The organism is Pseudomonas campi, from assembly GCF_013200955.2.
Taxonomy (GTDB): domain Bacteria; phylum Pseudomonadota; class Gammaproteobacteria; order Pseudomonadales; family Pseudomonadaceae; genus Aquipseudomonas; species Aquipseudomonas campi.
The window spans coordinates 2,902,139-2,915,210 of the sequence record NZ_CP053697.2 but is presented as its reverse complement, the minus strand read 5'-3'; the positions used below and the strand labels follow the sequence as shown (position 1 = coordinate 2,915,210).

Sequence of the window (13,072 nt, the reverse complement as noted above, 5' to 3'; positions counted from 1 at the left end):
CGGCTACCACGAGGCGCCTACACCGACAGATTTGTGAGGTGCGACATAAAACAAGCGTCAAACTATTGTTTTATAGTTGTTGGCTATTGACTTTATGCCGTTTAATTGACCGAGCAAGGAACATGCTAAACAATCAATCCTGTTATGTCACTTTGCTATCTCAGCTGATTGTGGCTGTCTCCGATCAACGGTCATGGCCAGTTGCCATGTGGCGCCAGGCCGCGCCTGCCCTGGATGACTGATAGGTCATGATCCTGTCGGCAAGTGCCTGATTTTTGGAGTTTTCGTCGGGTGCAAAGGCTGTTCGGCCGAAGCCTGCGTGGCGTTGTCGGTGGAATAGCGAAAGGCGAAAAGTTGGCGCTGAGGTGTTTGTCAGGATTTTGATGTTGGTTTACCGGCACTGTTCTGACGGCTCTCATAGGTGCCTTCTAGAGGGTTAGCAGAGGGCGCGTAGCCGGATTTTTCAGATTATCTGCATCATGGAAGGTGCATGGCCCCCTACAAGGAGTCTCCGGGCTGAGTCGGCAGTGTGTTGCCTGTGCAATGCTTGCCGGATTTAAGCGATAAGAACCGAGAGTGTTCCCGCGTGACCGCAGAAACCAGCCAGACCAAGCCAGTGGGTGATCCACGGGCGCGTTACGACGATCCCTTGCTGGACAGCCTGCTGTCGCTCTGTGCCCTGCACCAGCGCCCGGCTACCCGCGCCATGCTGACGGCCGGGTTGCCCTTGCCGGCCCAGCGCCTGAGTGCCGAGTTGCTGCCACGTGCGGCCGCCCGTGCCGGTTTGCAGGGGCGCTGGTTGCGCCGTGAGTTGCAGCAGATTCCCGCCATGGCCTTGCCGGCCCTGCTGTTGTTGAAGGATGGCCGCAGCGCCGTCCTGCTGGCGTGCGAAGCCGAGCATGCCCGTCTGCTGCTCAGCGAAAGCGATGGTGGCGAGGTACGGGTCAAGCTGGACCGGCTGCTTGCCGATTACTCCGGTGAGGTGTTCTTCGCCCAGCCGCGGCACAAGCACGACCTGGATCGGGAAAGCCTGATCCCGCGCACCCGTTCCTGGTTCCGCGACACCCTCAAGCGCTCGCGCTGGCTGTATATCGATGCGGTGGCGGCCAGCGTGCTGATCAACCTGATCGGCCTGTTCGCCCCGTTGTTCGTGATGAATGTCTACGACCGAGTGGTGCCCAACCAGGCGGCGGCGACCCTGTGGGTGCTGGCCATCGGCATCTCCGGCGCCTACCTGTTCGATCTGCTGCTCAAGACCATGCGCGGCCTGTGCCTGGACCTGGCCGGCAAGAAGACCGACCTGATCATTTCCGCCACGCTGTTCGAACGCATCGTCGGCATGACCATGAAGATGCGCCCGGCGCGGATCGGCAGCTTCGCGCAGAACATCCACGAGTTTCAGGTGCTGCGCGACTTCCTCGCCTCGCTGACCCTGACCAGCCTGATCGACCTGCCGTTCACCCTCCTGGTGTTGCTGGTGATCGCCGTGCTCGGCGGCCATCTGGTGTGGATTCCCGTGCTGGCCTTCCCCCTGGCGCTGGGCATCGGCTGGCTGCTGCAGAAGCCCCTGGCCGAGACCATGGAACGCACCATGGCGCTGTCCGCCGAGCGCCAGTCGAGCCTGATCGAGACCCTCGCCGGGCTCGACGCGGTCAAGGTCAACAACGCCGAGAGCGAGCGCCAGTACCAGTGGGAGCAGACCATCGGCACCCTCAGCCGCCTGGAGCTGCGCGCGCGCATGCTGTCCAGCCTGGCGCTGAACATCACCGGGCTGATCCAGCAGCTGGCCGGCGTGGTGATGATCGTCTTGGGCGTCTACCTGATCATCGCCGGCGACCTCAGCATGGGCGGCCTGATCGCCTGCTACATGCTCAACAGTCGCGCGCTCAGTCCGCTCGGCCAGCTCTCCGGCTTGCTCACCCGCTACCAGCAGGCGCGGGTGACCATGCTCAACATCGACCAGATGATGGAGCTGCCGCAGGAGCACGAGGAGCATGAGCGGCCCCTGGCGCGTCCGCATCTGCATGGCGCCATCGAGTGCCGCGACCTGGAGTTCCACTACCCGCAGCAGCAGGGCGCGGCGCTCAAGGACATCAACCTGCAGATTCGCCCCGGCGAGAAGGTCGGCATCATCGGCCGCAGCGGCTCGGGCAAGAGCTCGCTGGCCAAGCTGCTGGTCGGCCTCTACCAGGCCGATTCCGGCAGCCTGCTGGTGGACGGCGTGGACATCCGCCAGCTGGACGTCAGCGACCTGCGCCACAACATCGGCTATGTGCCGCAGGACATCCAGCTGTTCAGTGGCAGCCTGCGCGACAACCTGGTCAGCGGCGCGCGCTACGTCGAGGACAGCCTGGTCCTGCATGCCGCCGAACTGGCCGGTGTGCACGAGTTCGCCCGGATCCATCCACAGGGTTATGAGCTGCCGGTTGGCGAGCGCGGTCAGCAGCTGTCCGGCGGCCAGCGGCAGAACGTGGCCCTGGCCCGTGCCTTGCTGCTCGATCCGCCGATCCTGCTGCTCGACGAGCCAACCAGCGCCATGGACAACTCCGGCGAGGAGCGCCTCAAGCAGCGCCTGCTGCCGGTGATCGCCGACAAGACCCTGCTGCTGGTCACCCACCGCACCTCGCTGCTCAGCCTGGTGGAGCGGCTGATCATCATCGACCGTGGGCGCATCGTCGCCGACGGGCCGAAAGCCGAGGTGATGGACGCCTTGCGTGGAGGGCGGATCAATGTCGCTTGAGTCCTTCAAGGCGCAATTGCGCAGCTATTTCAAGGGCCGCGCCTCGCTGGACGGGCAGCCCATGCCGGAAGTCCGCAAGGCCCTGGTGGAAGACGCGCCGCGCCTGGTGCGCCTGACCATCTGGAGCCTGATCGCCTTCTTCGCCTTCGGCCTGCTGTGGGCGCACTTTGCCGTGGTCGACGAAGTCACCCGCGGCGATGGCAAGGCCATTCCCTCGTCCAAGTTGCAGAAGATCCAGAACCTGGAAGGCGGCATCGTCGCCGAACTGTTCGTCCGCGAAGGCCAGGTGGTGGAGGCGGGCGCGCCGCTGCTGCGCCTGGACGACACGCGCTTCGCCTCCAACGTCGGCGAGACCGAGGCCGATCGTTTCGCCCTGCTGCTGCGCGTCGAGCGCCTCAGTGCCGAGATCGAAGGGCGGCCGTTGAGCATGCCGGCCAAAGCGGTCGAAGCCGTGCCGCATCTGGCGTCCAGCGAACAGGCGCTGTTCGAGAGTCGCCAGCAGCAGCTGCGCGACGAAGTGGCGGGGCTGGAAGAGCAACTGATCCAGCGCCAGCAGGAGCTGCGCGAGTTCGCCTCCAAGCGCGAGCAGTACAGCCGCAGTCTGGGTTTCCTGCGCCAGGAGATCGAGATGTCCGAGCCGCTGGTGGCCCAGGGCGCCATGTCCCAGGTCGAGCTGCTGCGCCTGCGCCGCACCGAGGCGGAGAACCGCGGTCAACTGGATGCTACCAGCCTGGCGATTCCGCGTGCCGAGTCGGCGATCAAGGAAGTGCAGCGCAAGATCGACGAGACTCGCGGACGGTTCCGCAGCGATGCGCTAACCGAGCTGAACGAGGCGCGTACCGAGCTGAGCAAGATCCAGGCAACCGGCAAGGCCCTGGAAGACCGGGTCAACCGCACCCTGGTCACCTCGCCGGTGCGCGGCATCGTCAAGCAGTTGCTGGTCAACACCATCGGCGGGGTGATCCAGCCAGGCAGCGACCTGGTGGAAATCGTGCCGCTGGACGACAGCCTGCTGGTCGAGGCGCGCATCCGCCCGCAGGACATCGCCTTCCTCCATCCCGGGCAGAAGGCCGTGGTCAAGTTCACCGCCTACGACTACACCATCTACGGCGGCCTGCAGGGCAAGCTGGAGCAGATCGGCGCCGACACCATCACCGATGAAGAAGGCAACAGCTTCTACCTGATCCAGCTGCGCACCGACAAAAGTCACCTGGGTACCGAGGAACGCCCGCTGCTGATCATCCCTGGCATGGTCGCCTCGGTGGACATCATCACCGGCAAGAAGAGCGTGCTCAGCTACCTGCTAAAACCGATCATCCGCGCCCAGTCCGAGGCGCTGCGCGAGCGCTGAGTGGCTCGCTTGCCCTCTCCCCCGGCGCCTCTCCCATTCTTTGTTTGTGAAGAGTGGGAGAGGGGTGACTATTGATCCACGCCGTGAAGTTTCACCTGCGGCCGTCGCAGGGCCCGCCTGCGTTTCAACCAAGACTTCAAAGGGCCCGATCAACATTGCTTCACCGTTCTCGCCGGCATGTTCGGGCAGCGAAGGCTTCAGGCATTGCAGGGACTGCCCCCTCTCCCATTAATGGGAGAGGGCTGGGGAGAGGGGCGGTGTCGAGAGCCGTAGCCCGGATGCAATCCGGGGAAATACCGCATAACCCTTCCCGGATTCCATCCGGGCTACGGTCGATGAAGGCGCTTGGCTACTCGACAAACAACTTCTGCACCGCCGAGAAATCCAGCTTGCCGTTACCCTGCTTGAGCAAAAGGCGGTACAGCTGCAGGGCCAGGGCGCCCATAGGCGTGCTGCTGGCCGTGGCCTGCGCGGCTTCCTGGGCCAGGCCCAGGTCCTTGGCCATCAGCTCGGCCATAAAACCGCCGCTGTAACCCTTGCTGGCCGGCGCGTTCTCCATCACCCCCGGCCAGGGGTTGTACTTCTCCAGGGTCCAGTTGCCACCCGAACTCTGCCGCATGATCTCGGCCAGCACGGCCGGGTCCAGGCCGCTGGCCACACCCAGGGCCATGGCTTCGGCGGTGCCGATCATCTGCACGGCGAGCAGTTGGTTGTTGCACACCTTGGCCACCTGGCCGGCACCGTCGGGGCCGGCGTGGAAGATGTTCTTGCCCATGGCGGCGAGAATCGGCCGGGCCTTTTCCAGGGCTTCGGCCTTGCCGCCGACCATAAAGGTCAGGGTGCCGGCTGCCGCACCGGCGGTGCCACCGGATACCGGCGCATCGAGCAGGCCGATACCGCGTGCCGCCGCTGCCGCGTGCACCTTGCGCGCCGAGTCCGGAGCGATGGTCGAGCACTCCAGCACCAGGCTGCCGGGGGTGATCTGGGCCAGCAGCCCCTGGTCGCCCAGGTACAGGCTTTCCACATGGCGACTGGCCGGCAGCATGCTGACCACCACCGTGGCATCGCGTACCGCATCGGCGGCGCTGCCGGCAGCCTTGGCGCCTTCGGCGGCGAGGCTGGCCACGCTGTCCTGGACCAGGTCGAAGACGCTGATGGCAAAACCGGCCTTGAGCAGGTTGCGGGCCATGGGTAGGCCCATGTGGCCGAGGCCGATAAAGGCGATCTGAGTCATTGTTATTGTTCTCCTCGTAGCGAATGCCAGGTGTCGCGTTCGTAGGAGCCAGCTTGCTGGCGATCAGGGGCGGGGCGATCGCCAGCAAGCTGGCTCCTACAGGAAATTTACAGTGCGTAGCCCGGATGCAATCCGGGGCGTTTTCGCAGAGCTCTCCCGGATTGCATCCGGGCTACAGGGCGCGTCATTACAAATCCGCCAGCGGGTGCTCGCCTTCCCACACCGCTTCGAAGTGCGCTTCGATCACTGCCGCCGGGATGGTCGCGACATCTGCCCAGTGCCAGCGCGGCGCCTGGTCTTTGTCGATCAGCCGGGCACGCACGCCTTCGGGGAATTCCGGGTGGCGGCAGCAGTTCAGGCTGATGGCGTATTCCATGCGGAACACTTCGGCCAGCGACAGGTGACGGGCGCGCTGGATCTGTTGCCAGACCAGGTGCGCGGTGAGCGGGCAGCCCTCGCTGAGGGTCTTGGCGGCGCGCGCCAGGAGCAGGTCGCTGTCGCCCTGCAGGGCAGTGAGGGCATGCCAGGCGCCGGGCAGGTCGGCCACGTCGAGCAGGGCATCGAGGCGCTCGCGGCGCGGCAGCCACTGCGCCTGCGGCAGGTCGCTGCGGGCTTCCTGCTCCAGGGCGCGGAGCAGGCTGGTGAGCTGTGCCGGGGCCTGTTCCTGCCAGTTCATCTGCGCCAGGCCCTCGATCAGCACGTCCTGCTGGTCGTCACGCAGGAAGCGGTCGGCCAGGTTCAGATCCAGGGCATCGCGGGCATTGATCTGCGCGGCGCTGAGGCCGAGGAACAGGCCCAGCTTGCCCGGCAGGCGGGCGAGGAACCAGCTGCCGCCGACATCCGGGTACAGGCCGATATTGATCTCCGGCATGGCCAGGCGGCTGCTTGGCGTGACGATGCGTATGCCGGCGCCCTGCATCAGGCCCATGCCGCCGCCCAGCACATGGCCGTGGGCCCAGCAGATCAGCGGTTTCGGGTAGGTGTGGATGCGGTGGTCGAGGCGGTATTCGTCGGCGAAGAAGCGCCGCGCCAGGGCCGGAATCTCGCCCGGATGTTCGCGGCACTGTTGCACCAGCTGCACCACATCACCGCCGGCGCAGAAAGCCTTGGGCCCGTTGCCGCGCAGCAGCACGCAGGCGATGCTCGGGTCAGCCGCCCAGGCGCTCAACTTGGCATCCAGCGCTTCAATCATCGGCAGGGTCAGGGCGTTGAGGCTCTTCTGCGCATCCAGGCTGGCGATGCCGATGCGGTAGCCGTGCTGGGCGTGGCGTTCTTCGAAAGTCACGTTCATTGGTGCGTCCATCGTAGGGTGGATGACGTTTTATCCATCCACCGTGCGGGGTTTGTGGTGGATGTAAAAGGCGACATCCACCCTACGATCACTTGTTGCGCCACTGCGGGTCGCGTTTCTCGAGGAAGGCGTTGACCCCTTCGCGGGTGTCGTCGGCATCGAACAGGTCGACGAAGCGCTCGCGCTCTTCCGGCAGCCAGGTATTCGCGCCGCGCTCACGGGCGCCCTGGATCAGCGGCTTGATGGTGCGCACCGCCACCGGGCTCTGCCGTGCGACCTTGGCCGCCAGCAGCAGGGCATGGCCACGGGCTTCGCCGCTGTCCACCACCTGTTCGACCAGACCGATACGCAGGGCGGTCTCCGCGTCGATGCGTTCGCCGCAGAGGATCATTCGCTTGGCCCAGCCTTCACCGATCAGCCAGGGCAGCGCCTGGGTGCCGCCGGCGCAGGGCAGCAGGCCGACCGTGGCTTCCGGCAGGGCCAGCTGCGCCTGGCGCTCGGCGATGCGGATGTCGCAGGCCAGGGCGCATTCCAGGCCGCCGCCCATGGCGTAGCCGTTGATCGCGGCAATCGATACGCCACGGAAGTCGCGCAGCGCCTCGAAGGCCTCGCCGAAGCGCCGGGCCATCTCGCGGGCACGGGCCTTGTCGCCATCGGCGAACAGGTTGAGGTCGGCGCCGGCGCTGAAGAACTTGCCGCCCTGGCCGGTCACCACCAGGGCGTAGATGTCGTCGTCATGGTTGAGGTGCTCGACCAGCTGCTTGAGACCGATCAGCGAGTCGCGGTCCCAGGTATTGGCCGGCGGGTGGTTGATAGTGATCAGCGCGGTGTGGCCGTGCTTTTCCACGGTCAGCTTGTGGGTCAGGTCGAAGACCCCGGGCTTGTAGGCTTCGATGGCGTTGCTCATAAAACGTCCTCGTTTCTGCAATAGGCTTAGAACCTGTTTAGGATTTTGCGAGCTAGAGCCATGCAAGGCAAAAATAGGCGAGGAAGCGGAATGTACTTTTGTACATGAGCATTCCGAGCCTGTTTTTAACGCAGCAGGGCCGACGCGCAGCAAATCCTATGCAGGTTCTTACAACAGGCGATCGAGCATGCCGCCCTGATCCAGCAGGCGGCGAGCGATGATCACCCGCATGATCTCGTTGGTGCCTTCCAGAATCTGGTGCACGCGGCTGTCGCGCACCCAGCGCTCCAGCGGGTAGTCGTTGAGGTAACCGTAGCCGCCATGCAGCTGCAGGGCCTCGTTGCACAGGGTGAAACAGTGGTCGGTGGCGAAACGCTTGGCCATCGCGCAGTACAGGCTGGCCTCGCCGTCGGCATGGTCCAGTTTGTGTGCGGCCAGGCGCACCATCTGCCGGCTGGCGGTCAGGTCGGTGAGCATGTCGGCCAGCTTGAATTGCAGGGCCTGGAATTCGCTCAGCGCCTTGCCGAACTGCTTGCGCTCCTCGACATAGCGCAGGCTCTGCTCCAGCGCCGCCTGGGCCGCGCCCAGCGAGCAGCTGGCGATATTGATGCGGCCGCCGTCCAGGCCCTTCATCGCGTAGACGAAGCCCTGGCCTTCCGGGCCGATACGGTTGCCCGCCGGGATGCGCACGCCTTCGAAGGTGATGGTGCGGGTCGGCTGGGCGCGCCAGCCCATCTTCAGTTCGTTGCGGCCGTACTTCACCCCCGGCGCATCGCCCGGCACCAGGAAGCACGACACGCCCTTGGCGCCGTCCTCGCCGGTGCGCGCCATGACGATCAGCACATCGGTGCTGCCGGCGCCGGAGATAAAGCACTTGCTGCCGTCGATCACGTAGTCGTCGCCGTCACGCTTGGCGCGGGTGCGCAGGCGGGCGGCGTCGGAGCCGGCGTCCGGTTCGGTCAGGCAGTAGGAGGCCAGCAGCTCGCCGGAGGTCAGGCGCGGCAGCCAGGCCTCCTTGAGCGCCGCATCACCGAACGAGGCGAGCATCCAGGAAGCCATGTTGTGGATGGTCAGGAAGGCCGTGGTGGCCACGCAACCAGCGGACAGCTGCTCGAAGATCAGCGAGCTGGAAAGGCGCGACAGGCCCAGGCCGCCGTCCTCTTCCTTGATATACAGGGCCAGATAGCCCTGTTCGGCAGCGCGCTTGATCACGTCGACCGGGAAGTGGTGGTCGCGATCCCAGTCGGCAGCATGCGGCGCCAGTTCGCGCGCGGCAAAGGCGCTGGCGCTGTGCACCAGCAGGCGTTGTTCGTCGCTCAGTTCAAAATCCATAGCCAATCCTCAGCGGGGAAGGGGTGTTCCCTGGCAAAGCAGCCAGGCCGGCGGGTAGCCAGCCTGGCGCGGGTTCATTTCAACTGGATGGTCATATTCGGCCCGCTCACGGGCGTGTCATCGAACCAGCGGCTGGTCACCGTCTTGGTCTCGGTATAGAAGCGTACCGCCTGTTTGCCATAGGCGTGCAGGTCGCCATAGAACGAGCCTTTCCAGCCGGTGAAGGAGAAGAACGGCAGCGGCACCGGAATGGGCACGTTGATGCCCACCTGGCCGACTTCCACCGCGTGCTGGTAGTGCCGCGCGGCGCCGCCGGAGCGGGTGAAGATCGAGGTGCCGTTGCCGTAGGGGCTGGCGTTGACCAGCTCGATAGCTTCTTCCAGGGTGTCGACCTCCATGCACACCAGCACCGGGCCGAAGATCTCCTCGCGGTACAGGCCCATCTTGGTGGTCACCCCGCGGAACAGGGTCGGGCCCAGCCAGTTGCCATTCGGGTAGCCCGGCACCGTGCACTGCGAGCCATCGACCAGGCACTCGGCTCCCTCGGCCTTGCCCTCGGCGATCAGGCGCAGCACGCGCTGTTTGGCCTGCTGGCTGATCAGCGGGCCGTAGGCGGCGCTCGGGTCGTTCCAGTAACCGGGTTTCAGTTCGGCGATCTGCGCCGCCAGCTCGTCGATCCAGGCCTTCGATTCGCCGACGAATACTGCCACGCTGATCGCCATGCAGCGCTGCCCGGCTGCACCGCAGCTGGCGCCGAGCAGGTTGCTGATGACCTGGTCCTTGGGTGCGTCGGGCATGATCACCATATGGTTCTTCGCCCCGGCAAAGGCCTGCACGCGCTTCAGATGCTGGGTACCGGTGCGGTAGATATGCTGGCCGACCGGCACCGAGCCGACGAAGGAAATGGCGCGGATATCCTCGTGCACCAGCAGGGCGTCGACCACCTCGCGGCCGCCGTGCAGCACCTGTAGCACACCCTTGGGCGCGCCGGCTTCGATAAACAGTTCGGCCAGGCGGTTGGGCGTCAGTGGGTCCTGCTCGGATGGCTTGAGGATGAAGCTGTTGCCGCAGGCGATGGCCAGCGGAAACATCCACAGCGGGATCATCGCCGGGAAGTTGAACGGGGTGATGCCGACGCACACGCCGAGCGGCTGGATATAGCTGGCGGTGTCGATCTCACGGGCGACGTTCTCCACCGTCTCGCCCATCATCAGGCTGCAGATGTTGGCCGCATGCTCGGCCACCTCGATACCGCGCCAGACATCGCCCTTGGCGTCGGCGAAGGTCTTGCCGGTCTCGCCGGCGAGGATCTCGGCCAGCTCGTCGTGGTGTTCCTTGAGCAGGTGCTGGTAACGCAGCATCAGCCGCGCGCGCTCCGGCACCGGTACTTCGCGCCAGGCTAGGAAGGCACGTTTGGCACTGGCGATGGCCGCTTCGATTTCATCCGCAGTGGCCTTCGGCGCCAGGGCCAGGACTTCCTGGGTGGCCGGGTCGGTCACTTCGATCAGTTCGCGCGAATGGCTGGTTTGCCACTCGCCATCAATCAGCTGGGGGATTACGCGGGCCATCAGGTGTCTCCTGAGCTTGTTCTTGTGTGCCCTTGTTATAGCTACTGCAGGAATACTTGTGGATTGACGATCTTGCCGATTGGATGGACGATCTTGTGATTGAGTGTTGACCCATTCACCTATCGTCCAGCGCCTCTCCACCGAGATTGTAGGACGACCAGCCCGTAGCCCGGATGCAATCCGCGACGGCTGCCCCCGGATTGCATCCGGGCTACCAAGGCACGCTATGACTGTTCATGTAGAAACCTCCAACTGGCCGCTGCCCGCCAACGGCCTGCGCTTCATCACCCCTCCGCGCCTGCGCCGGGTCCTGGCGCGCCATGCGTTGTCGGGCGGTTGCTACCCGCTGGCCCTGGGCTTCTACCCGGAAGCAGCCGGGCACCGCATGCAGCGCCCGCAGCCGGACGACCACCTGCTGATCTACTGCCGCGCCGGGCGCGGCTGGCTGGACAGCGAGGATGGACGATTAGAAGTTGGTGGTGGCGATTTGCTGTTGCTGCCCAAAGGCCAGGCGCATGCCTATGGCGCCGATGCCGAACGGCCCTGGACCCTGTATTGGGTGCACTTCGACGGCAGCGCCTGCGAGGACTTCCTGCGCCTGCTCGGCCCGACGCGCTTGCGCCGCATCGGCGTGCAGCCGCGCCTGCTGGCGGACTTCGACGCGCTGCTCGGCCTGCATCGCCAGGGTCTCAATCTGCCGCACTTCATCCATGCGGCCCATCAGCTGCAGGCGCTGCTCAGCTCACTGGCCGTGCTGCCGGCGCGGGCCAACCTCAAGTCCGGCCGGGTGCTCGACGTGGACGCGGTACAGGCGGTGATGCGCGCCCATCTGCACGGCAGCCTCAACCTCGAGGAGCTGGCGGCGCAGTTCAAGCTGTCGCGCTTCCACTTCGCCAAGACCTACCGCGCCCTGACTGGCCATGCGCCGATCCAGGACTTCATCAACCTGAAAATGGCCCACGCCTGCCGCCTGCTCGACCAAGGCACTCTGGAAGTACGCCAGGTCGGCGAGCAGCTGGGGTATGACGACCCCTACTACTTTTCGCGGCTGTTCAGGAAGGTGGTGGGCATGGCGCCGAGTCATTACCGGGCGTTGCATCAGGGCTGAGGCAGGCAACATGCAGTAGCGCACGGTTTTTGGCGCAGTGGCGTCGAGGTGGTAATTTCTACCGCCATTCAACCGCAGCCAGGACCAACTGCATGTACCCACTCACAAAGCTGTGTGCCGCGCTGCTCCTGCTGACTGGTAGCCAATGTGCGCTGGCCGATAAGTCGGCGGCGGCCCTCGATGCCCTGGTGCAGAGCGCTGCGGCAGAGGCGATGCAGCAGCACGATATCCCTGGCCTGGCCATCGCGCTCAGCGTCAATGGCCAGCCGCGTTACTACAACTACGGCGTGGCGTCCCGACAGACAGGGCAGCTGGTCAGCAGCGATACGCTGTTCGAGATCGGCTCGATCAGCAAGACCTTCACCGTTACGTTGGCCGCTTATGCCCAGGCTACTGGCCAGCTGTCGCTCAGCGACAAGGTCGGTAAGTATCTGCCAGAGCTGCAGGGCAGCCCGTTCGCCGAGGTAACGCTGATCAATCTGGCGACCCATACCGCCGGCGGCTTCCCCCTGCAGGTGCCGGACGCGGTACAGACCACGCCGCAGCTGATGGACTACCTCAAGGCCTGGCAGCCACAGTACCCCGCAGGCAGCCACCGCACCTATGCCAACCCGAGCATCGGCATGCTCGGCGTGATCGCGGCCAGAAGCCTGCACATGCCGTATGTCGAGGCGCTGGAGCAGCAGCTATTTCCCGCCCTGGCCATGCCCAACAGCTACCTGCAGGTGCCGGCGAGCAAGCAGGCGCTGTATGCCCAGGGCTACAGTAAGGAGAATGCGCCGGTCAGGCTGAATCCTGGGGTGCTGGCGGCCGAAGCCTATGGGGTGAAGACCAGTGCCAGGGACCTGCTGCATTTCGTCGAGGCCCATCTGCAACAAACTGAGCTGGAGCCGCCGCTCAAGCGCACACTCAGGGAGACCCGGGCCGGCTACTTCACAGTGGGGGCGATGACCCAGGACCTGATCTGGGAGCAGTACCGTTACCCGGTAGCGCTGGAGGCATTGCTACAGGGCAACTCCAGCCAGATGATCTATCAGAGCCATGCGGTCAGCCAGTTGCAGCCGCCGTTGCCGGCGCAGGACGAGGTGTGGGTCAACAAGACGGGCTCGACCAATGGCTTCGGCGCCTATGTGGCGTTCGTCCCGGCCAAGCAACTCGGCATCGTGTTGCTGGCCAACCGCAACTACCCCAACGAGGCCCGGGTGCGCCTGGCCTATCGGATACTTAGCGCGCTGGAGTGAGAGGGCTTGCGCTGCTGCCGTGTTGCTGATCGTCAACGACATCGATCCGCTGACCTGCCACGCCGTGCTGCTCGACTGGCCGGCGGCGCCCCGACAGCAGAAAACCACGGCTAGACCGTGGTTTTCCGTTACGGATCAATGGGGGGCGCGAAATTTTCTGTGCGCTAGACGGTTAGCCTTCCCCCTGAGAGTCAATGGCACTGCATCCATTGATTTTCGCCGCCCCCTCTTACTTCTCGCGGCTGTTCAGAAAGGTGGTGGGCGCGGCGCTCAGTTATTCACGGGCCTAGCGCTTCAAAC

General features: G+C 65.0%; 9 protein-coding genes. 4 read left to right on the top strand and 5 right to left on the bottom strand.

Going from position 1 to position 13,072, the window contains the following annotated elements; translation table 11 throughout:
* Positions 1 to 586: 586 nt before the first annotated feature.
* Both HNE05_RS13550 and HNE05_RS13545 read left to right on the top strand, forming a co-directional pair.
* Positions 587 to 2,740, top strand: a complete 2,154-nt coding sequence (locus HNE05_RS13550) for a type I secretion system permease/ATPase (protein ID WP_173208237.1) — start codon at positions 587 to 589, stop codon at positions 2,738 to 2,740.
* Positions 2,730 to 4,091: an HlyD family type I secretion periplasmic adaptor subunit gene (locus HNE05_RS13545; RefSeq protein WP_173208234.1), complete on the top strand. Its 1,362-nt coding sequence runs from the start codon at positions 2,730 to 2,732 to the stop codon at positions 4,089 to 4,091. The genes HNE05_RS13550 and HNE05_RS13545 overlap by 11 nt, the downstream gene beginning before the upstream one ends.
* 349 nt (positions 4,092 to 4,440) lie before the next feature.
* Here the strand turns inward: HNE05_RS13545 and mmsB are convergent, their stop codons facing one another.
* The 5 genes from mmsB to HNE05_RS13520 form a co-directional block, all read right to left on the bottom strand.
* Positions 4,441 to 5,325: a 3-hydroxyisobutyrate dehydrogenase gene (mmsB, locus tag HNE05_RS13540; RefSeq protein WP_173208231.1), complete on the bottom strand. Its 885-nt coding sequence runs from the start codon at positions 5,323 to 5,325 to the stop codon at positions 4,441 to 4,443.
* A gap of 187 nt (positions 5,326 to 5,512) precedes the next feature.
* On the bottom strand, positions 5,513 to 6,616 hold the full coding sequence (locus HNE05_RS13535; protein WP_173208228.1) for an enoyl-CoA hydratase/isomerase family protein: 1,104 nt from the start codon (positions 6,614 to 6,616) through the stop codon (positions 5,513 to 5,515).
* Between the two features lie 88 nt (positions 6,617 to 6,704).
* Positions 6,705 to 7,523 carry an enoyl-CoA hydratase gene (locus HNE05_RS13530; protein WP_173208225.1) on the bottom strand — a complete coding sequence of 273 codons (819 nt, stop codon included), beginning with the start codon at positions 7,521 to 7,523 and terminating at the stop codon, positions 6,705 to 6,707.
* A gap of 168 nt (positions 7,524 to 7,691) precedes the next feature.
* Positions 7,692 to 8,855, bottom strand: a complete 1,164-nt coding sequence (locus tag HNE05_RS13525) for an acyl-CoA dehydrogenase family protein (RefSeq protein ID WP_173208222.1) — start codon at positions 8,853 to 8,855, stop codon at positions 7,692 to 7,694.
* A gap of 74 nt (positions 8,856 to 8,929) precedes the next feature.
* Positions 8,930 to 10,423, bottom strand: coding sequence for a CoA-acylating methylmalonate-semialdehyde dehydrogenase (locus HNE05_RS13520; protein WP_173208219.1), 1,494 nt, complete (start codon positions 10,421 to 10,423; stop codon positions 8,930 to 8,932).
* 226 nt (positions 10,424 to 10,649) lie between these two features.
* Here HNE05_RS13520 and HNE05_RS13515 point away from each other — a divergent pair, with 226 nt between their 5' ends.
* Together HNE05_RS13515 and ampC are read left to right on the top strand one after the other, a co-directional pair.
* Positions 10,650 to 11,531, top strand: coding sequence for an AraC family transcriptional regulator (locus HNE05_RS13515; protein ID WP_173208216.1), 882 nt, complete (start codon positions 10,650 to 10,652; stop codon positions 11,529 to 11,531).
* Between the two features lie 92 nt (positions 11,532 to 11,623).
* A complete protein-coding gene (gene ampC, locus HNE05_RS13510; protein ID WP_173208213.1) occupies positions 11,624 to 12,772 on the top strand; it encodes a class C beta-lactamase in 1,149 nt (382 codons plus the stop codon).
* Positions 12,773 to 13,072: the final 300 nt, after the last annotated feature.

Excerpts from the sequence above, each read along its gene's own strand:
- HNE05_RS13525 (WP_173208222.1), bottom strand. The coding sequence starts at position 8,855 with ATGGATTTTGAACTGAGCGACGAACAACGCCTGCTGGTGCACAGCGCC.
- HNE05_RS13535 (WP_173208228.1), bottom strand. The coding sequence starts at position 6,616 with ATGAACGTGACTTTCGAAGAACGCCACGCCCAGCACGGCTACCGCATC.
- ampC (WP_173208213.1), top strand. The coding sequence starts at position 11,624 with ATGTACCCACTCACAAAGCTGTGTGCCGCGCTGCTCCTGCTGACTGGT.
- HNE05_RS13520 (WP_173208219.1), bottom strand. The coding sequence starts at position 10,423 with ATGGCCCGCGTAATCCCCCAGCTGATTGATGGCGAGTGGCAAACCAGC.
- HNE05_RS13530 (WP_173208225.1), bottom strand. The coding sequence starts at position 7,523 with ATGAGCAACGCCATCGAAGCCTACAAGCCCGGGGTCTTCGACCTGACC.
- HNE05_RS13515 (WP_173208216.1), top strand. The coding sequence starts at position 10,650 with ATGACTGTTCATGTAGAAACCTCCAACTGGCCGCTGCCCGCCAACGGC.
- HNE05_RS13545 (WP_173208234.1), top strand. The coding sequence starts at position 2,730 with ATGTCGCTTGAGTCCTTCAAGGCGCAATTGCGCAGCTATTTCAAGGGC.
- mmsB (WP_173208231.1), bottom strand. The coding sequence starts at position 5,325 with ATGACTCAGATCGCCTTTATCGGCCTCGGCCACATGGGCCTACCCATG.